The sequence below is a fragment of the Lacinutrix sp. MedPE-SW genome, assembly GCF_001874145.1.
Lineage (GTDB): Bacteria > Bacteroidota > Bacteroidia > Flavobacteriales > Flavobacteriaceae > Lacinutrix.
Genome location: NZ_MPCX01000003.1, coordinates 108,137 through 129,372 on the forward strand (window position 1 = coordinate 108,137; position 21,236 = coordinate 129,372).

The 21,236-nt window shown below is 32.2% G+C and carries 12 protein-coding genes and 1 tRNA gene; 6 read left to right on the plus strand and 7 right to left on the minus strand.

Translation table 11 applies throughout. The annotated features are described in order from the left end of the window. Positions 1-4: 4 nt before the first annotated feature. The 4 genes from BM549_RS04125 to BM549_RS04140 all read right to left on the minus strand — a co-directional run bounded on the left by BM549_RS04125 (position 5) and on the right by BM549_RS04140 (position 5,605). On the minus strand, positions 5-2,311 hold the full coding sequence (locus BM549_RS04125; protein WP_290469108.1) for a glycoside hydrolase family 65 protein: 2,307 nt from the start codon (positions 2,309-2,311) through the stop codon (positions 5-7). Between the two features lie 88 nt (positions 2,312-2,399). After that, positions 2,400-3,056: a beta-phosphoglucomutase gene (gene pgmB, locus BM549_RS04130; protein ID WP_290469109.1), complete on the minus strand. Its 657-nt coding sequence runs from the start codon at positions 3,054-3,056 to the stop codon at positions 2,400-2,402. 3 nt (positions 3,057-3,059) lie between these two features. Next, positions 3,060-4,433: an MFS transporter gene (locus BM549_RS04135; RefSeq protein WP_290469110.1), complete on the minus strand. Its 1,374-nt coding sequence runs from the start codon at positions 4,431-4,433 to the stop codon at positions 3,060-3,062. Positions 4,434-4,564: 131 nt separating this feature from the next. Beyond that, a complete protein-coding gene (locus BM549_RS04140) occupies positions 4,565-5,605 on the minus strand; it encodes a LacI family DNA-binding transcriptional regulator (RefSeq protein WP_013869304.1) in 1,041 nt (346 codons plus the stop codon). 268 nt (positions 5,606-5,873) lie between these two features. Between BM549_RS04140 and BM549_RS04145 the strand changes: the two genes are divergently transcribed. The 4 genes from BM549_RS04145 to BM549_RS04160 all read left to right on the plus strand — a co-directional run bounded on the left by BM549_RS04145 (position 5,874) and on the right by BM549_RS04160 (position 14,708). Further along, positions 5,874-8,813: a TonB-dependent receptor gene (locus tag BM549_RS04145; protein WP_290469111.1), complete on the plus strand. Its 2,940-nt coding sequence runs from the start codon at positions 5,874-5,876 to the stop codon at positions 8,811-8,813. 11 nt (positions 8,814-8,824) lie between these two features. Then, positions 8,825-10,399 carry a RagB/SusD family nutrient uptake outer membrane protein gene (locus BM549_RS04150; RefSeq protein ID WP_290469112.1) on the plus strand — a complete coding sequence of 525 codons (1,575 nt, stop codon included), beginning with the start codon at positions 8,825-8,827 and terminating at the stop codon, positions 10,397-10,399. 19 nt (positions 10,400-10,418) lie between these two features. Continuing rightward, positions 10,419-11,750, plus strand: a complete 1,332-nt coding sequence (locus BM549_RS04155; protein WP_290469113.1) for a SusE domain-containing protein — start codon at positions 10,419-10,421, stop codon at positions 11,748-11,750. Between the two features lie 72 nt (positions 11,751-11,822). Beyond that, on the plus strand, positions 11,823-14,708 hold the full coding sequence (locus BM549_RS04160) for an alpha-amylase family glycosyl hydrolase (protein ID WP_290469114.1): 2,886 nt from the start codon (positions 11,823-11,825) through the stop codon (positions 14,706-14,708). A 155-nt stretch (positions 14,709-14,863) separates the two neighbouring features. Here the strand turns inward: BM549_RS04160 and BM549_RS04165 are convergent. Beyond that, positions 14,864-14,936: transfer RNA gene (locus tag BM549_RS04165), tRNA-Gln, on the minus strand. A 282-nt stretch (positions 14,937-15,218) separates the two neighbouring features. Here BM549_RS04165 and BM549_RS04170 point away from each other — a divergent pair. Both BM549_RS04170 and BM549_RS04175 read left to right on the plus strand, forming a co-directional pair. Continuing rightward, positions 15,219-18,710 carry a DUF2723 domain-containing protein gene (locus BM549_RS04170; RefSeq protein ID WP_290469115.1) on the plus strand — a complete coding sequence of 1,164 codons (3,492 nt, stop codon included), beginning with the start codon at positions 15,219-15,221 and terminating at the stop codon, positions 18,708-18,710. 3 nt (positions 18,711-18,713) lie between these two features. Then, the gene (locus BM549_RS04175; protein WP_290469116.1) at positions 18,714-19,364 is read left to right on the plus strand and encodes a polysaccharide deacetylase family protein; all 651 of its coding nucleotides are present in this window, start codon (positions 18,714-18,716) and stop codon (positions 19,362-19,364) included. On the opposite strand, the gene BM549_RS04180 is transcribed toward BM549_RS04175, so the two are convergent. Continuing rightward, positions 19,361-19,657 (minus strand): co-chaperone YbbN, encoded by a 297-nt coding sequence (locus tag BM549_RS04180; RefSeq protein ID WP_013869311.1) that lies wholly within the window; start codon positions 19,655-19,657, stop codon positions 19,361-19,363. The two genes, BM549_RS04175 and BM549_RS04180, sit on opposite strands and share 4 nt — an antisense overlap. 53 nt (positions 19,658-19,710) lie before the next feature. Continuing rightward, positions 19,711-21,012 carry a metallophosphoesterase gene (locus BM549_RS04185; protein ID WP_290469117.1) on the minus strand — a complete coding sequence of 434 codons (1,302 nt, stop codon included), beginning with the start codon at positions 21,010-21,012 and terminating at the stop codon, positions 19,711-19,713. Positions 21,013-21,236 lie beyond the last annotated feature (224 nt).

Genomic DNA, 21,236 nt, shown 5'->3' on the forward strand with positions numbered 1-21,236 from the left:
AGTTTTAAATTTTTACCAAGTTATTTGGCGAAACTGTTATTGGATTATTATTTACAAGAATGTTTAAATCTGTATTTCCTTCTAACTCGAAAGTCGTTTCTGCTTGAGATACATTCACTTTTAAAATTTGATCTCTAAAGTTTACTTTAAACGAATACGCATCCCATTCTTTAGGAATTCTAGGTTCAAAATTCAGCATATCATTTTTAACACGCATACCACCAAAACCTTCCACAATACTCATCCAGGTTCCAGCCATACTTGTAATATGCAAACCTTCTTCTACCTCTTTATTATAATCGTCTAAATCTAAACGAGACGTACGTAAATAAAAGGTATACGCTTGTTCCATTTGGTCTAATTTAGCAGCTTGAATACTGTGTACACAAGGTGACAACGAGCTTTCATGTACTGTAAATGGTTCGTAAAAATCGAAATGACGTTTTAATTCTTCGGTAGAAAATTGATCTTCAAAGAAATAGAACCCTTGTAACGTATCTGCTTGTTTGATGTATGGCGAACGTAAGATTCTATCCCAACTCCACTTTTGGTTTATTGGTCTATCTTCTTTTGGTAAATCTGCAACCGTAATTAATTCTTTATCTAAAAAGCCATCTTGTTGTAGGTACACTTGGTGTTTTTCAGAATAAGGGAAAAACATATTATCTGCTACTTTTTTCCATGCTTCTAGTTCGCTATCAGTAATTTTTGTTTTACCAGAAATACGTAAATAATCGTCGTTATACCCTTCTTTTACTTTTTCAATTTGCTCTAAAGCATAATCGATACACCATTTAGCTAAATAGTTGGTGTAAAAGTTATTATTGATATTGTTTTCGTACTCATTAGGACCAGTAACACCTAAAATAACATACTTGTTTTTATCTGTAGAAAAAGTAGCACGTTGTTGCCAGAATCTAGCAATACCAATAAGAACTTCTAATCCCATTTCTGGAATATAGCTGTAATCTCCTGTATAACGATAGTAGTTAAAAATGGCAAAAGCAATAGCTCCATTTCTGTGTATTTCTTCAAAGGTAATTTCCCATTCGTTATGGCATTCTTCGCCATTCATGGTTACCATTGGGTACAATGCTGCTCCATTATTGAAACCTAGTTTCTCTGCATTTTCAATCGCTTTTTCTAAATGATTGTAACGATATTGCAGTAAGTTTCTTGCTACTTTTTGATCTTTGGTAGCCATATAAAAAGGAATGCAATACGCTTCAGTATCCCAATACGTACTTCCACCATACTTTTCTCCTGTAAATCCTTTTGGACCAATATTTAAAGTAGAATCTTTTCCTAAATAGGTTTGGTTTAATTGAAAAATATTAAAACGAATACCTTGTTGTGCTTTTACGTCTCCATCGATTGTGATATCTGACATTTCCCAAATTTTTGACCAAGCCTCTTTTTGATTATTTAAAAGTGCTTGAAAACCTAAATTTGATGCAGTATCTAATGCTTTTTTAGCTGCTGAAACTAACTGATTTTTATCGTGATTTCTATCTACTGTATAACCACCAAACTTTTGGATGCTTGCAGTTTCACCTGAATTCACAGAAACTGTATAGGTAAATGCAATAGCATTTGCTTGTTTATCTATTTCTGGTGTTTGCTCTTGTTTTGCATTATTTACAAAAACCGAAGACTGCATAAATGTGCAAGTATGGAAAGCCGTTTTCATTGTTTTTGCTTCAATAAACGCTTGCTCGTTTTCTGAACTTACATTTAAAGTGTCCCAAAATTGGTCGTCCCAATTGGTATCTTCATTGGTAATACCTGAATCTAGATACGGTTGAAACTTAATAGTCGCTTTTTCGTTTAAAGGTGTTATTTGGTAATTAATAGCACCAACTTCATCTAAATCTAAGCTTAAAAAACGAAGTACTTTTACCTCAATTTCTAATTTATTTTGAAGCGTTGCAGTAAACGATCTAGATAACCAACCTTCTTGCATGTTAAGCTCCCTTCTAAAATTTGAAACCGAAACACAAGTATTTAAATCTAGTTGTTCTCCATTAATTTCTACATTAATACCTATCCAATTTGGAGCATTTAAAACTTTTGCAAAATACTCTGGATAGCCATTTTTCCACCAACCAACTCTGGTTTTGTCAGGATAATAAACGCCTGCAATGTAGCTACCTTGAAAGGTTGGACCTGTATATTGTTCTTCAAAATTTGCACGTTGACCCATTGCACCATTTCCGATGCTGAATAAACTTTCTGAAGACTTAACGCGATCTGCATCAAAACCTTCTTCAATAATAGACCAATTGTCTGGTTGTATATAATCTTGATTCATTTTTTATATTTATTTATTATTGCGAAGCATAAAATGAAGGGTTGTTTTTTTGATAAGATTTCTTCAATAACTTCGGAATAACGTGATTTTATCTGTTTATTAATTCTTGAATGAAGCTGTTTTCAATTTCGGTGAAATCTGAAAAAATATAATCTGCTTCATGTAATACGTCTTTTTCGCCTATACCAATAGAAATCATGTTTGCAGTATTTGCAGCTTGAACACCAGCTACAGAATCTTCAAACACAATACAATCTTCTGGTTTCATATTTAAATGTTGAGCTGCTATTAAAAACACTTCTGGATTTGGTTTAGCTTTGCTAACATCGTTACCATCAACAATAGCATCAAATTTTGAAAGCAAATGGACTTTTTCTAAAATTGGACGTGCATTTTTACTAGCAGAACCTAATGATATTGGCTGTTGGTTTTCGATTAAATAATCTAATATTTTTGGTACATCTGGTAAAATTTCTTCCTCAGTCATTTTAGCAATAAAGCTTAAATACTCTTCATTTTTTTTACCCATTAAAGATGTAAATAGTTCTTCTGAAATGGTTTTATTTCCCCATTCCAGTATTTTTTCTAATGATTTTACACGACTTACACCTTTAAGTTGTTCGTTTTGCTCGTGTGTAAAATCTATATCAATACTCTTTGCAAGGTTTTTCCATGCTAGAAAGTGATATTTTGCAGTGTCTACAATGACACCATCTAAATCGAATATGAATCCTTTTTTATTCATTTTTTAAATGTCTTCAGCTTGATAAGTAATTGCGTTTTTGTTTGTGATTAATAAGTTGCAAAGTCCTGCAATTATTAAACTTATTCCTGCAACTGTCATTGCATTTATGGCTTCGTCACCTAATAAATTAGAGACAAAGTTAATTCCGCCTAAGGCAGCAATAATTTGTGGGATTACTATAAACATGTTAAATATTCCCATGATTACTCCCATTTTTTTAGGATCTACAGAACTTGATAACATAGCGTATGGCATAGATAAAATACTTCCCCAAGCAAAGCCAATAAGTACAAAACAATACTTAAGATGTTCTGGTGAAGTATAATTCATGGCTAAAAAACCAACACCTCCTAAAATTAGAGATCCCATATGCACTAGCTTACGGTTGATGCGTCTTTTTGAAGTGTACAACACTAATAGCAATGCAAATGCCATAGAAGACAAACCGTAAATTCCCATTGCTGATCCAACTAAATTTGATGATTTTTGGAAGGCAGTATTTTGTGTGTCAAACGCTGCTTTTTGTACTGTGTCTGCCATATTAAAAGCACTTTCTACTGGAGCTGGCGTATTAAACACGTGCTCTGTAAGTGCAGGATTGGCCATACTCCACATAGTAAAAAAGGCAAACCAAGAAAAGAATTGGATAACTCCTAATTTTTTCATGGTTAATGGCATATTACCAATGTTATTTAATATGTCTGGAATGAAGTTATTCTTTTTAGCTTTTTCACGTTCGAACTCTTCCATGTCTTCTGGAGGATATTCGGTTGTTGTAAATACTGTATAAAGAATACTAATTAAAAACACGAATGCTCCAATGGCGAATGCAATTTTTACAGAATCTGGTATCACACCAGAATCTGCAGCATCACTAACTCCAAATTGAGACACCATCCAAGGTAAATTACTGGCGACCCAAGTACCTATACCAATAATTAGCGTTTGAACCACAAACCCATAAGAGCGTTGAGATTCGGGAAGTTTGTCTGCAACAAGTGCTCTAAATGGCTCCATAGACACGTTAATTGATGCATCTAGAATCCATAAAAATCCTGCTGCAACCCAAAGTGCTGGCGAATAAGGCACAAAAAATAAAGCTAGAGAACTTAAAACTGCTCCTATTAAAAAATAAGGACGTCGTCTTCCCCATTTATTACTCCAAGTACGATCACTCATGTAACCAATAATGGGTTGGACTAGTAAACCTGTTAAAGGTGCTGCTATCCATAGTAATGGAATTTCGTCTTTACTTGCTCCTAATGTTTGAAATATTCGAGACATGAAGCCTCCTTGTAGTGCAAAACCAAATTGAATTCCTAAGAAACCAAAACTCATGTTCCAGATTTCCCAAAAACCAAGGGTACGCTTTTTCATAAATAGTAAGTTTAAATTATTACTATTTTGACAAGCATTTACTTATCAAAACTATATTACCTGAGAAGTAAAAATATATGTTTTGAATGCCGTAAAGATATAAAAGATTTTAATTGTGCAATGTTAAATTTTTATTTTGTGGAGTCACGCTCAATTAATTCGGTTTCAATAACTACGGTTTGATAATGTTCTTCCTCTTCTTCAATTTCAAGATTGTCGATTAATAAATCGGCAGCTTTTTCGCCCATTTGCTGTGCGTGCTGGCTTACAGTTGTTAAAGTTGGTGTTGCATGTTTAGACAGCACACCATCTGTAAAACCAATAAACTGCACATCTTCTGGCACTCTTAAGTTTAATTTTCTAGCAACTTTCATTGCTGTTATTGCATAAATCTCATTAACCGCAAAAACGCCATCTATATTTTTATTTGCAGTAAAAAGTGTTTCAATATCTTTTTCTAAAACTTCTAAATGATCGTCTGAAACCAAAGCATCATCAACCTTTAATATAAGACTTCCTTTGGCTTTTATTTGTTTTTCTTCAAGCGCCTCTAGATAACCTTGTGTTCGAAGTTTACCAACACTTACATAATCTTTAGTAGTAATGATTGCGATATTTTTACAACCTTTTTCAATTAACTTAAATACTGCTTTTTTACTACCATTTAAATCGTCTACTATAACCTTATCACATTGTATTTCATTTACAACACGATCGAACATTACAATTGGCATTCCTTGGTTAATTGTTTCGGTAAAATGATGATAATCTTGCTGCTGTAAGGTTTCTTTAGATATGGATAATATAAAACCATCTATACTTCCATTAGCCAGCATTTCCATATTTATAACCTCTTTAGAAAATGATTCGTTAGACAGCCCTACAATTACATTGTAACCACGTTTGTTTGCTACAAGCTCAATACCTCTAATAACCTTAGAAAAGAAATGATGTACAATTTCAGGAATAATAATTCCAATAGTTTTTGTCTTTCTATTCTTTAAACTTAATGCAATATTATTAGGTCTATAATTATAGAGCTTTGCAAAAGCTTGAACTTTTTGTCGGGTATCTTCACTTATTTCATTACTATTTCTAAGTGCTTTTGAAACCGTAGAAATAGATACATCTAATTCTCGAGCAATCTGTTTTAGTGTAATTTTTCGTTTCATTTTTATGAATTGTGGTTACAATAATCTCAAAAATACGAGGATTTATTGTTCATTTATTAAAATTGTTTAGATAAATGCGCAAAAAAAGAAAAAACGATGCTTTTTATTGCAAAATTATCAGACTAAAAAAAAAGTTGTCAACACGAAAACGTTTTCGTAACCCATAAAATATAGGGTTACCGATTAATTAACATAAAATTTACATAGTTTTAACGACGAGAAGTGAAAATATAAGTTAAAAATTAAACAACTAACTTAATAATATTGTATGAAAACAATTTTTAAAAGTGTACTATTCGTGTTATGTTTTATACCATTATTGGGTATTGCTCAAACAACGATTACAGGAACAGTAACAGAACAATCATCTTCACTACCGCTTCCTGGAGTGAATGTTATTGTAAAAGGTACAAACAATGGTACTGCTACAGACTTTGATGGTAAATATCAATTATCTGTTTCTAATGGAGATGTTTTAGAATTCTCTTTTTTAGGCTACATAAATCAGGAAGTAACATTCACAGGACAAACAACAATTAATATCGCTTTAGCCGAAGATGCTTCACAGTTAGATGAAGTAGTAATTATTGGTTATGGTAGTGTTAAAAAGGAAGATTTAACAGGATCTGTTGATTTAATTAGTGAAAAAGATTTTAACGATGGTCCAATCGTTTCTGCACAGCAACTTATTTCTGGTAAAATTGCCGGAGTTAATGTAAGTTCTGGCGGTGGTGCACCTGGTGAAGGACAAAACATTACAATTCGTGGTATTGGTTCTTTATCATTAAATAGTTCTCCACTATATGTAATTGATGGATTACCAATTGACAATGGAGGAGTTGGTGGAAGCCGAAATCCTTTAAATCTTTTAAATCCAAATGACATAGAAAGTATTACTGTGCTAAAAGATGCTTCAGCCACTTCTATTTATGGTTCAAGAGGAGCAAATGGAGTAATCCTTGTAACTACAAAAAAAGGAAAAGACAGAGATTTTAAATTTAATTTAAGTACTAAAACTACTGTATACAATCCAGTAGACTATGTAGATGTTTTATCTGCACAGCAATTTAGAAATATTGTGCCTTTAGACTCTAATGCAGATGCAGAGAGTATTGCTCTGTTAGGGAATTCTAATACAGACTGGCAAGATCAAATATATCAAACAGCCTACGGTAAAGATCACAATTTTAGTGCATTAGGCAATGCTTTAGGTGTGCCAATGAGAGTTTCATTAGGTTACTCAGATCATGATGGTGTTTTAAAAGGTGACAATTTCGAGCGTTTAAATGCCTCACTTAGTCTTACTCCAAGTTTTTTAGATGAAAGTTTAAAAATTCAAATAAACGCGAAAGGTAGTTATACCGAAAATCAATTCGCTAATAGAGGTGCTATTGGATCAGCTGTTGCTTTTGATCCAACACAATCCGTTTTTGATGAAACCTCTCCTTTTGGTGGTTATTTTACTTGGATAGATCAAAGTACAGGACAACAAGCTGCATTAGCACCAACAAATCCTGTTGCATTATTGGATTTAGTTGAAGACTCTGCGGAAGTAAGACGTTTTTTAGGAAACTTTAAAGCAGATTATACTCTGCCATTTTTTAAAGATATTACTGCAACAGTTAATGTTGGTTTAGACAAATCTAATAGTCATGGAAGAAATTCAACTTCTGAATTTATCCCAACTACTGACCCAACTTGGAATGGTTCATTCTCAAATTACAGACAAGAAGCAACTAACAAATTACTAGATGCTTATCTAACTTACAATAACACTTTTAAAGACCTTCATAACTTAACAGCTGTTGTAGGTCACTCATACCAATCTTTCGAATACGATAACTTTAGTTATAACAGTGAAAATGAAGAAGATGGTCAACAGTTTGAATTTATCGACAAATCTAAAAACGTATTACTATCATACTTTGGTAGAGTAAACTATGATTTCGATAGTCGTTATCTTTTAACAGCAACAGTTAGAGCAGATGCTTCATCAAAATTAAACCCAGACGATAGATGGGGAATTTTTCCTTCTGTTGCTTTAGCTTGGAACATTAGTAACGAAGAATTCATGGAAAACTCTGTATTCAATGACTTAAAATTTAGAGTTGGTTATGGTGAAGTTGGTAACGTTAATGGATTAGGAGACTATTTATTCCTTACCCGTTATACAGCAAGTACAGATACTGCTGGTTATCAATTTGGGTATAATAATGGAGTTCCTGCATTTTTTCAAACGTATAGACCTGAAGCTGTAAACGATAATTTGAAGTGGGAAATAGGTCGTACTTTAAATGTTGGTTTAGATTTTAGTATATTAGATAGAAGAATAACTGGTCTATTTAACGCATATGTTAGAGAAACTCAAGATTTAATAGCCACATCTACTGTAGATCCATTTACGAATTTCTCTAACACGATTCAAGCTAACCTAGGAGATATGGAGAACAAAGGGATTGAAATTGGTTTAAACGTAATACCTGTTGAAACAGACAACTTTACATGGTCATTTAACTACAATGTAGCTATAAACGACAATACGGTTACTAGCTTACCAGGAGACCAACCAGTTGGTGGTATTTCTACAGGTGTAGGTACAAATGTACAAGTGCACAAAGAAGGTGAAACGCCATTTAGCTATTTAGTTTTTAAACAAGTGTATGATGCTAGTGGTCGACCAATAGAAGGAGCATATGCAGATTTAAATGGAGATAATGTAATTAATGACGACGACAAATATTTGTACAAAGATGCCTTAGCAGATGTAACAATGGGTTTCAATACAAATTTTAATTATAAAAAGTGGGATTTAGCTGTTGTAACAAGAGCTAGTATTGGTAATTATGTTTATAACGATGTTAACTCTTCTAGAGGTGCGCTTAATAACGTAGTACCAACAACCAATAATTATCTAACTAATTTAAGTTCAGATTTTTTAAATACTGGTTTCCTAGATACAACTAATACAAATGCACTAAGTGACCACTTTGTTGAAGATGGCTCTTTCTTTAAAATTGATAATATAACTTTAGGCTACAATGCTAAAGGAATTTTAGAAGGCATTGATGCTAGATTTTATGGATCTGTACAAAATGTAGCTACTTTCACTAAATACGATGGTATTGATCCTGAGATTAGTGGTGGTATAGACAATAATTTTTATCCTAGACCACGATCTTTCGTATTAGGACTTAATGTTGATTTTTAAAAAAATAAACTATGAAAAATTTATTTAAACAATTCAATTATGTTTTTGCTTTACTATTTTTAGTAACTGCATGTCATGATGATTTAGATCAATCACCAATTGATCCAGACAGTTTCACCGAAGAAAACGTTTTTGCGAATGCAAACGAAGCAAAAGGAGCATTAGCGAAAGTATATGCCAGTTTAGCCTTAACAGGTCAAGCAGGTCCAGCTGGACAACCAGATTTAGCTAATATTGATGAAGGATTTTCTCAATATTCTAGAATGTTATTTAATCTTAATGAGTTAACAACAGATAATGCTGTAGTTGCTTGGGGAGATGCTGGCTTGCAAGATTTACACGGTTTATACTGGACATCTAGTAATGATTTTACAGATGCTATGTATAATAGGTTAGCGCAATCTGTTTCTTTTTCTAATTCATTTATAGAAAATGCAACAGGCTTGAGCGATGACATTGTAACTCAATACATTGCCGAAGCTCGTTTTATAAGAGCATTTGCCTATTACAACTTGATAGATTTGTTTGGAGATGTTCCTTTAGTAACAGAAATCGCAACTACATTACCAGTTCAAAATTCAAGACAGGAAATTTTCAATTTTGTTGAAGCTGAATTGTTAGAGATTCAAAATCAATTAGCACCATCAGGATCAAATGAATATGGTAGAGTAGACGAAGTTGCTGCTTGGGCATTATTATCTAAACTATATTTAAATGCAGAAGTTTGGATAGGAGAATCATTATATGATGAATCCGTAACATTTTCAAACAACGTAATTACATCTTCCTATAGTATTAACACTACAGATGCTAATAATAATGGATCAGCATACGATGAATTATTTTTAGCTGATAACGATGTAAACGGAGCTCAAAACGAATTTATTTTCACACTTAATTTTGATGGACTAAATAGTCAAACGTATGGAGGTACAACTTTTTTAGTTCATGCATCTATTGGAGGAAGTATGGATCCAACAATTTACGGAGTAAATGGTGGTTGGGGAGGATTAAGAACCACCAGCGCACTAGTAAACAAAATGGAACCTGGTGATTCTAGAGCTTTATTTTTTACAGATGATCAAAATTTAGAAATTCAAGATATCACTTCGTTTAGCGATGGTTATGCAGTTACTAAATTTAAAAATATAAAATCAGATGGTACACAAGGTAGTGATGCTTCAGGAGAATTTGTTGATACAGACCTTCCTTTAATAAGGCTATCTGAAATATATTTAAATTATGCCGAAGCTACCTTAAGAGGCGGAAACGGAAGTCCATCTATAGCATTAGATGTAGTAAACAAATTAAGAGAGAGAGCTTATGGCGACACCTCTGGAAATATTACAACTGGAGATTTAACTTTAGACTTCATTCTTGACGAAAGAGCTAGAGAACTTTATTGGGAAGGACAACGTCGTACAGATTTAGTAAGGTATAATTACTTTACTACTAACAGTTATTTATGGCCTTTTAAAGGTGATGTATCACAAGGAACATCTGTAGGTGATTTTAGAAACTTGTTTCCTATTCCTACTAATACAATTTTGTCTAATCCTAACCTACAACAAAATCCAGGTTATTAATTAATAAAAAATTAAAATAATGAAAAATTTTATAAAAATATCCGCTTTATTTATTGCTATCTTAGTTGGATTTACTTCGTGTGAAGACGATGAAAAACTAGAATTCATTGCAGCTCCTCAAGGTGAATTTGAATTAACAAATACTTTTTTATCTGAGTATGTTTTACCAGCAGAAAGTACTACAGACAACAACATAGGAGCTGTATTTGCTTTTAATCCTGCAGATTTTGACATACAAACAAATATTTCTTATGAATTACAATCTTCTATAAATGGAGATTTTTCAGATGCTACTGTTGTTAATACTTTATCAAGTGATAACAACCAAATAGATGTTTCTATAGGCACATTAAAAACATTAGCAGAAGAGTACGGAATAATTGCTCCAGATTCTGGTGTTTTAAACTTTAGAGTACGTGCTTTCCCAGGTGATAGTTCTTCTTCTACAGAAGTATTTACACCAATACAACAGATATTAGTCACTCTATTAGAAGAGCAAGCTGGTGGATCAGGTTCAGGAATAGAACCTGTAAGCTGGGGAATTGTAGGTTCTGGTTACAATAACTGGGGAGCTTATGAAGATCAAACTTTTTATTCTACTTCAGAGTCTAACGTTTTTGTAACATATGCAACATTATTAGATGGAGAAATTAAATTTAGAGAAAATGACGATTGGGCTAGTGATTTTGGAGACGATGGAGCAGATGGAACTTTAGATGCTGGTGGAGCAAATATTGTAGTAACTGCTGGTACATATAAAATTACAATGAATTTAAATGACAATACGTACACTATCGAACCATTTTCATGGGGAGTTGTAGGTTCTGGATACAATGATTGGGGAGCATCACCTGATGCAAAATTTTACTATGATTATGTAACAGATACATTTAAAGTTGGTGTGAGATTAGTTGATGGAGAAATAAAATTCAGACAAAACAACGAATGGACTACAGATTTTGGAGACTCTGGAGCAGATGGAACTTTAGATGCTGGCGGAGATAACATTGTTGTAACTGCAGGACATTATACTATTACTTTAGATTTTAATGCTAGTACATATACTATTGAAGCTGCAGATTTATACGGTATTGTTGGTTCTGGATATAATGATTGGGGAGCAACACAAGATTTTACTTTAACACCTTTAAGTAATGATATTTGGGTTGGAGATATAGTAAACCTTGTAAATGGAGAAATTAAATTTAGAGTTAATGATGCTTGGGATACAGATTTTGGAGATACTGGAGCAGATGGAACTTTAGATGCTGGCGGTGATAATATTGCTGTAACAGCAGGAAGCTATAGAGTAAAATTAGATATCGCTAATGGCACTTATGCTATAAACTAACAATACACATTATTCCTTAAACAAAAGGCTGCATTTATACGCTAATTGCAGCCTTTTTTATAAACTATTATTATGAAAAACAAATTACTTTTATTTTTTACACTTCTTAGTTACAGCGTTTTAGCTCAGCAACAGAATGTAAACTATACTATTTCTCCTAATGTTTTTGAAGAAAATGAAACCATAACAATTACAATAGAAGGCAACAGTATTAATGAAGCAACATGGAATATAACAAACAACTCCTTATACTTATGGGCTTGGTCTTTCGATTTAAATCTCGATAATATTCAAAACTGTCCTACAAATGGAGATTGGACAAATTCAAACGAAACAAATAAATTAACCTATAATAGCGGTAACGATACCTACACTATTTCTTTTGTACCAAGTACATTTTATAATAGAACAAGCATAGGTAGAATTGGTTTTCTAATTAAAGCAAAAGATGGTACTGGAGACAAAAAATCTCAAGACATATTAGCAGATGTAGGAGCTTTTCAAGTAATACAAAACGCACCAGAATCAAATTCAACTACAATTCTAAACTCTGGAGACAACTTAACTATAGATGCTCAAAATACTGGTGGCAACGCAAATTATACTTTAAGAGCAAATGGTATTGTTATAAATACTCAAACAAACATATCAACATACAATTATACAGATACAAATATTACTGAAAACAAAAATTACGAATTAGAAGTAAATCAAAATGGTAATATCGTTATTAACACTTTCCAAACTATGGTAGATCCTGGAAATAATATTGCCGTGATGCCAACAGACTATCAAGATGGTATCACCTATTTAAGCGACACAGAAGCCGTTTTAGTTTTATATGCTACAGGGAAAGACTTCGTTTACGTTGCTGGTAGTTTTAATAATTGGCAGCCAGATTCTTCTTACGCCATGAAAAAGGATCCAACTAGAAATAATAAATTTTGGTTAGAGCTTACAGGTTTAACACCTGGACAAATAGAAACATATCAATATTGGGTTGTAGACAAAACACCTATAGCAAATTCACCAGTATTAGTTAAAACTGCAGATCCTTATTCTACTTTAGTATTATCGCCTTTTGATGATCCATATATTCCAGCTAACACGTATCCAAACTTACCTGCATATCCTGCTGGCCAAGAAAGAGAAGTAACTGTATTACAAACAGGGCAAACACCATACGCTTGGCAGGTAACAAATTTTCAAAAACCTAAAAAAGAAGATTTAGTAATCTACGAGGTCTTAATAAGAGATTTTGATGCCGATAGGAACTTTCAAGATTTAATAGATAAAATAGATTATTTCAAAAACCTAAATATTAATGCTATTCAACTTATGCCTGTAATGGAATTTGAAGGAAACGAAAGTTGGGGATATAATACGTCTTTTCACATGGCATTAGATAAGTATTATGGCACAGAAGACAAGTTTAAAGAACTTGTAGATGTTTTTCACCAAAACGGAATTGCAGTTATTTTAGATGTCGCTTTAAATCATGCCTTTGGTAGAAACCCAATGGTTCGTATGTGGATGAATGATCCAGATAATGATGGTTGGGGAGAACCAAGTAGTGAAAATCCGTATTTTAATGAGGTAGCATTACACAGCTATAACGTTGGTTCAGATTTTGACCATTCTAACCCAAGAACTCAAGATTATGTAAAACGTGTAATTGAACACTGGATAAACAATTTTAATATAGATGGTTTCCGTTGGGATTTAACAAAAGGATTTACTCAACAATGTACTGCCAGTGACGAAGCCTGCACAAACGCATACCAGTCAGATCGTGTTGCTGTACTAAAAAGCTATGCAGATCATTCTTGGGTACAAGATGACACGCACTATGTAATTTTCGAACATTTAGGTGGTAATCAAGAAGAGAAAGAATGGGCAGACTATAGAGTTAATGAAAACAAAGGCATCATGCTATGGGGAAAAATGACCAATAATTATAACCAATTAACAATGGGTTATAACTCAGATAATGATATTAGTGGCATTGGTCACGAAAGTAGAAACTTTAACGAACCAAGATTAGTGGGTTATGCCGAAAGTCATGACGAAGAACGTTTAATGTACAAAAACTTACAATTTGGTAACCAAACTAATACTGCTCACGATGTGCAAGATTTAAACACAGCATTATCAAGAATGTCTGCTTTAGGAGCTGTAACTTTAACTATTCCAGGACCAAAAATGATATGGCATTTTGGTGCTTTAGGAATGGAAAATTCCATTTTCACTTGTAATAATGGCACTGTAAACGAACCTGGAGATGCAGATGGAAGCGGAGATTGTAAATTAGACACAAAACCTCAACCACAGTGGACAAATAATTGGCTTGCAGATGCTAATAGAAATAAAATTTATAACGATTGGGCAAGAATAAATATTTTAAAAACCGAAGAAGCTGTTTTTGAAGGCGACTATTCTATAAACCAAACAGATAATAGTTTAACGCCAAAAATTTATATTTGGGATGATACATTACCAACTACAGAACTTAAAAACGTTGTAATTTTAGCAAATTTTGATGTAAGCAATCAAAATATTACACCTAACTTCCCATACACAGGAATTTGGTACGATTTAATGGATCCTACAGGAAACACAACCATTAATGTAACAAACGTTAATACACCAATACCTGTTGATGCTGGACAATTTAAAATGTACGGAAACCAAAATTCTCAAACACTATCTACAATAGATTATAATTTGAATAATGAATTAACACTATACCCTAATCCTGCAAACAACACATTTGCAATTAGTAAAAAAGCAACTGTTTTAGAAATTTATAATATTTCTGGTAAACTTATAAAACGCTTTAAAGGTGATTTTATTGAGAACACATCATTTAGTATTAGTGATATTACTCAAGGTATTTACATTGTAAAAACCCAAAATAATTTAGGAGCAACTTCTACCACTAAACTTATAAAGTTGTAAACTATTTTATTTCAGATAACCTCTGAAACTTTAAAAGCCACTCAAATGAGTGGCTTTTTTTATAGAAAAAAAAACAAGATTAACAACCTCTATTTCAATAATATAATCGCATAAAACAAAAAATCCCAATACAATTAAGTATCAGGATTTTGTTGTTGGCCCACTAGGGCTCGAACCTAGACTCTTCGGTACCAAAAACCGACGTGTTGCCAGTTACACCATAGGCCAGTGTTTCTAACAGGTTGCAAATTTAAAACAAAGTTTTATTTGAGCAAACATTTTATAGAAAAAAAATATAAAAAATATAATCTTTGTTTTAAAACACCGTTAATGGTAATGATATTAAGTAACAAATAGAATATTAACTTTCCCTTTGTATTATTATATATTTATTGTTTTAATATTACATCTAAAATTTAATAGCTACTATTTAAGCTGCTATAGGCTTAATTGTTATGCTCATTTCATATTTATTAGTAAATTCGCCATAGTATATAATTTATCTTGTTTATGACATCAATTAACTTTAAAAAATGGAACAACATATTAGGTTGGTTCGCTTTTTTTATTGCACTTCTAACATATAGCTTAACAGTAGAACCTACAGTAAGTTATTGGGATGCCGGAGAATACATTTTAACTTCAGCTAAATTACAAGTTGGACACCCACCAGGAGCACCATTATTTCAAATGCTTGGTGCATTTTTCTCAACTTTTGCTATAGAACCACAATATGTAGGTTTAATGCTTAATATGGTTAGTGCTGTTTCTAGTGCATTTACCATATTATTTATGTTTTGGAGTATTTCGCTATTACTACAAAAAATCGTTGGAGAGCAAGATTTAACAAATAGCAAAATTCAAGGTATTCTTGCTAGTGCTTTTGTTGGTAGTTTAGCATTTACTTTTACAGATTCATTTTGGTTTAATGCTGTAGAAACAGAAGTATATGCCATGGCAACCCTAATAATGGCCATACTTTTTTATCTAGGCTTACGTTGGGAAAGAGACATGAATAATCCTCGAGGAAATCGCTGGCTTATTTTAATTGCATTTGTAATTGGTCTATCTTTTGGTGTACACTTCATGGGATTACTTACCATTCCTGCATTAGGTCTTATATACTATTTTAAAAATTACAAAAAAGTAACAATTGTAAACTTTATCGTTGCCAACGTTGTTTCGGTAGCTATATTATTATTTATATTTAAACTGTTAGCTCCAAATATTCTTAGGTTTTTTAGTGCTCTAGAAATTTTCTTTGTAAACACTATTGGCTTACCGTTTAACTCTGGATCTATAATTGCTGGTTTAATTCTAATTGCTGCAATATATTTTAGCCTTAACTATACACAAAAGAAAGGCTATAAACATTTAAATACAGGTATACTTTGTATAACATTTGTAGTAATAGGTTTCTCTTCTTGGTTAATGCTTCCTATTAGAGCTAATGCCAACGTAGTTATTAATGAAAATAACCCTTCTAGTGCAAGAGAACTTCTTGCATACTACAATTTAGAGCAATATCCAGAGACACATTTATTTTATGGCCCGCTATTTACAGACCAATACTCTGGTTTAGATGAAGATAAACCATATGTAGATGATAAACCTAAATACGAAAAAGATGAAGCCTTAGGCAAATATGTTATTGTTAACGATTATAAAAACGCTAAACAAAACTATAATAGTGACCAAGCAGCAATATTACCTAGAATGTGGAGTGGCGAAAACGCCGAAAACTACATGCTATTTTCTGGTTTTTTAGATTTTAGCTTAAAAGAAGAATATATTGTAGACCCATTTACTGAAAATAAAATTGCCGATTTTATTTCTAAATACCAAAACAACCAACTCACAGAAAGTGAATATGATGGTTTTATGGCACAGTATGGTGATAAATTAAACTTATATTTAAATCAAGGAACTCAAAAAGATATTGCTTTAATAAATCAATTTAAAAATGAAGTTGTTAAAGGTAATGTAGATTATGAAGGCTATCATAATTTCCTAAAAACTTACGGGCAACAATATTTAGATATTAAAAAACCATCATTAGGAAGTAATATTGCATACTTACTTGAATACCAATTAGGCTATATGTATTGGCGTTATTTTATGTGGAATTTTACAGGACGCCAAGACGATATTCAAGGAGAATATAACAACCATGGTAATTGGATAAGCGGTATAAAAGCTTTTGATGCATGGCATTTAGGACAGTCTCAAGATAATTTACCTAGCGATGTAGAAAATAATAAAGCAAGAAACACCTATTACTTTTTGCCTTTAATTTTAGGACTAATAGGCTTATTCTTTATTTTTAATAAAGACAAAAAACTCTTTTGGGTATTACTTGTATTTTTCTTGTTTACAGGTTTAGCAATACAAGTTTATACCAATGTTAGACCTTTTGAGCCTCGTGAAAGAGATTACTCTGTCGTAGGTTCATTTTATGTATTTGCAATTTGGATTGGTTTTGGTGTTTATGCAATTTTCGACATGCTTAAAACCAAAATAAAAAACAGCATGCTCGCGCCTGCTGTTGGTTTAGTATGCTTAATTCTAGTACCTGGAATTTTAGCAGCAAATAACTGGGACGACCATGATAGGTCTAACAAGTACACAGCATTATCTATGGCAAAAAAATATTTAGATTCTTGTGCAGAAAATGCCATACTATTTTCAATAGGAGATAACGATACATTTGCACTTTGGTATGCACAGGAAATTGAAAATTATAGAACCGATGTGCGTGTAGTTAATACCAGTTTATTTCAAACCGATTGGTATATAGACCAAATGAAACGTAAAGCCTATGAAAGCGACCCAGTACCTTCTCAATTAACTCATGACCAATACAAGTACGGTACACGAGATTATATCATGAAACGTACTAATTATTACGACCCTAAAACTGAAGAGTACAAACCTACTTTTAGCAGAGACACGCTTTCTATTAAAGAATTTTTAGATTTTGTTTCAAGCGACAACCCTAAAACTAAATTTAAACGTATAATTCAATTGCAAGGCGAAGATCCAAAACAATACCCATCGCAATTACTAAACACAAACTATTTTCCGGTAGAAAATATTCGAGTTCCGGTTAATAAAAATGAAGTTTTAAGTAATGGCCTTGTAAAAGAAAAGGATGCAGATCAAATTGTAGATTATATAGACATTAAAATTAAAGAAAGTGCCATATACAAGCAACGTTTATTAATGTTAGACATTGTTGGTAACAATAACTGGGAAAGACCAATTTACTTTACTGGTGGAGCTTTTGGAGATGATGATTACATCTGGATGAAAGACTATTTACAACTAGATGGTATGTGTTATAAATTAGTACCTATTAAAACACCTGTTGAACGTGCAAATCCATTTGATATGGGTCGTGTAGACAGTGATTTAATGTATAATAAAGTTAAAAATTGGGATTGGGGAAATAGCGGTAGCGATAAAATTTACCATGATCCTGAAACGCGTAAAAACGCTATAACATATAGAGGTAACTTAGCACGTTTAATGGAAACTTTAATAAACGAAAAACAGTTAGAAAAGGCTGAAGAAATAGCAGATATAGCTATGGAAAATATGCCTGTAAACTACTACGGTTACTACACGCTTTTAGAACCTTATATTAGTGGTTATTATGAAGTTGATGCAAAAGAAAAAGCCAGACAACTTTTTAAAGATGTTGCTGTTAAATATCAAGAAAACTTAAAGTATTATAGCGAGTTAACCAGAGAGAATCAGCTTAAAAACGGTGAAAATATCATTACAGACTTAGAACGCTATAGAGCTTTAATTATAGTATTAGTAGAGTATGATGAAGACTTTGCAGAAGAAGAATTTAAAACGTTTCAATATCACGAAGAATTATTTAGCGATTTAATGCCTAGTGAACAGCCAATAAGACAGCCACAAATTAGAGAAGAACGCGATATTAATAGAGATAGTAGCATTCCTAACTTAACTCCACAAACAACCGAAGAGTAGTTTATGAGATTTGTTCCTGTAAAAATACCAAGAGTAATAAAACGAATTTTCCCAAACTATGTTTGGGATTTTTCGTCTAATAACAAAACGCTATACCTTACTTTTGATGATGGACCAACACCAGAAATCACAAAGTGGACATTAAACATTCTCGAAAAATACAATGCAAAAGCCACCTTTTTTTGCATAGGAAATAATGTTGCAAAACATCCAGAGATTTTTCAATCGGTTTTAAATAAAGGCCACGCTGTTGGCAACCATACCCAGGATCATGTTAAAGGATGGAAAACAGATACTAATACCTATATAAATAATACGTTACAAGCCGAAACTATTATTAATAATGCATTAAAAACAAGTGGTAAAAAAGTAAAACTATTTCGCCCGCCTTTTGGACAAATAAAAAAAAGTCAAGGCAAAAAAATAATTAATCTTGGCTATAAAATTATAATGTGGAGCGTTATAACTTTTGATTGGGAAAAGGAAATAAGTAAAGAAACGTGTTTAAAAAATGCCATTTCTAAAACTAAAAACGGAAACATTATAGTATTTCACGACAGCATAAAAGCATCAAAAAACATGATGTACGCTTTACCAAAGTTTTTAGAGCACTTTAGCAAACAAGGCTATCAATTTAAAGCTATTAATTTTTAGAAATAAGATTGTACAAGTGCTATTAAAGTATTTGCATCTTGTTCTCCACTCTGTCTCCATTTCATTTCACCATCTTTATAAATAATAAGTGTTGGTAAACCTTTTACACGTAAAGCTTCAGAAAGTTCTTTGTTTTTTTCAACATCAATTTTAATAACTTTTGCTTTGTCGCCAAGTGCAGCTGCTACATCTCTTAACACTGGATGCATTGCTGTTGACTGCTCATTCCATTCTGTAAAAAAGTCTAATAAGACTGGAATATTTACATCTATTAATTCTCCAAATTTTGACATTTCTTAAACCTTCTATTTAAAGTTTGTTATACAAATATAACATTTCCACTAAATTAAGCATTATTTACACCCTTTTTAAGCTCGATTACAGTAATTTCTGGCCAAATCCCTATTCTACCAGGAAAGGCAAGATAACCAAAGCCTCTGTTTACGTTTAAATACTTACCTGCTACCTCGTACATTCCTGCCCATTTTGGGTAACGGTATTTTACAGGACTCCATTTTATACCTAAAGAAGGTACTTCTATACCAAACTGCATACCATGTGTATGGCCTGCTAAGGTTAAATGAATGTGCTTTTCAAAATTAACTATATTAGTTTCGTTTGTTACAATATCATGATTATTTATATCGTCTTTATTTACTTCCATTTTATCAAAATCAAAATGCGAAGGATCATGAGACATTAATATATTAAATTCATTGTCTCCAATGGTTTTAGTCGTTTCTTTTAAGCTTCCGCGTTTTGGAAAATGACGAGATGCTCCCCAGTTTTCAACACCAAGTAAATTTATTTTTTGACCATTTCGCTCTATCTGGCGGTTGTCATTCATTAGTAAATCGAAGCCAATTTTTCTATGAATCTCTTCTAATTCCCTTTGGTTTTTCGCATTTAAATCTGCATCTCCACCATAGGCGTAATATCCATAATCATGATTACCTAAAACTGCATATTTTCCATCTTTTGCTTTTAATTTTGCAAAAACATCTACCCATTTATTCATTTCTGCAGCTTTAGTATTTACAATATCTCCAGTAAATAAAATAGTATCACTTTCTTGCTCATTAATTAAATCAATACCATATTCTATTTTCTCTCTGTTTTCTAAACTTCCAGAATGCACATCACTTATTTGTGTTATTTTATAACCATCAAACGCTTCTGGCAAATCTTCAAAATAGAGTACATGTTTAACAACTTGGTAATTATACTTTCCTCTGTAAATCCCATAAATAAAAGAACTTAATGGAATTGCTGCTAAGCCTAAAGCTATTTTAGAAACAAAACCTCTTCTACTAGTAGAATAAGCAATAGTATCTGCATCAGACTTTGCTGTTTTATTAAGTATAGTAAGAACAAAACGCACAATATCTTCACCAAACATAAATAGTACTAAAATTAGTTTTGGTACAAATAAAGTAACTAAAAAAGCAACTGCATAACCATGGCCATGAGTAAAACTTTCGCCTCTAACAAAATTGGCATAGTAATAAATAAAGTTACCTACAACATAAGTACTCGCTAACCAATATATAACATAAATCCAATAACTTTTTGTAAGTGTTCTAATGGTTTGAAATGCATACAAATCGAACGCAAATACCAGTAAAACAAGAATAATCCAACGGAGCATAAACTTAATTTTAACACAAATATATTAATAGTTACTACTAGTTTTTCTTACTAAATTGTTAAACGTTTTGATTTTTAATTCTTTAAACAGCATTTAATGTAAAACACTGTACAAAAACAACTTGTTTTAGGAGTTTTAACAATAAAAGCAACAGCCTGCTCTATCCTATTAGTAATTCCTATTAATACATTTCACTATATTTAGACCTATTAAATTATCCAACC

What these genes read in the sequence shown, in the direction of transcription:
- BM549_RS04175 (WP_290469116.1), top strand. Translation starts at nt 18,714, where the DNA reads ATGAGATTTGTTCCTGTAAAAATACCAAGAGTAATAAAACGAATTTTC.
- BM549_RS04155 (WP_290469113.1), top strand. Translation starts at nt 10,419, where the DNA reads ATGAAAAATTTTATAAAAATATCCGCTTTATTTATTGCTATCTTAGTT.
- BM549_RS04145 (WP_290469111.1), top strand. Translation starts at nt 5,874, where the DNA reads ATGAAAACAATTTTTAAAAGTGTACTATTCGTGTTATGTTTTATACCA.
- BM549_RS04185 (WP_290469117.1), bottom strand. Translation starts at nt 21,012, where the DNA reads ATGCTCCGTTGGATTATTCTTGTTTTACTGGTATTTGCGTTCGATTTG.
- pgmB (WP_290469109.1), bottom strand. Translation starts at nt 3,056, where the DNA reads ATGAATAAAAAAGGATTCATATTCGATTTAGATGGTGTCATTGTAGAC.
- BM549_RS04170 (WP_290469115.1), top strand. Translation starts at nt 15,219, where the DNA reads ATGACATCAATTAACTTTAAAAAATGGAACAACATATTAGGTTGGTTC.
- BM549_RS04180 (WP_013869311.1), bottom strand. Translation starts at nt 19,657, where the DNA reads ATGTCAAAATTTGGAGAATTAATAGATGTAAATATTCCAGTCTTATTA.
- BM549_RS04125 (WP_290469108.1), bottom strand. Translation starts at nt 2,311, where the DNA reads ATGAATCAAGATTATATACAACCAGACAATTGGTCTATTATTGAAGAA.
- BM549_RS04160 (WP_290469114.1), top strand. Translation starts at nt 11,823, where the DNA reads ATGAAAAACAAATTACTTTTATTTTTTACACTTCTTAGTTACAGCGTT.
- BM549_RS04150 (WP_290469112.1), top strand. Translation starts at nt 8,825, where the DNA reads ATGAAAAATTTATTTAAACAATTCAATTATGTTTTTGCTTTACTATTT.
- BM549_RS04135 (WP_290469110.1), bottom strand. Translation starts at nt 4,433, where the DNA reads ATGAAAAAGCGTACCCTTGGTTTTTGGGAAATCTGGAACATGAGTTTT.
- BM549_RS04140 (WP_013869304.1), bottom strand. Translation starts at nt 5,605, where the DNA reads ATGAAACGAAAAATTACACTAAAACAGATTGCTCGAGAATTAGATGTA.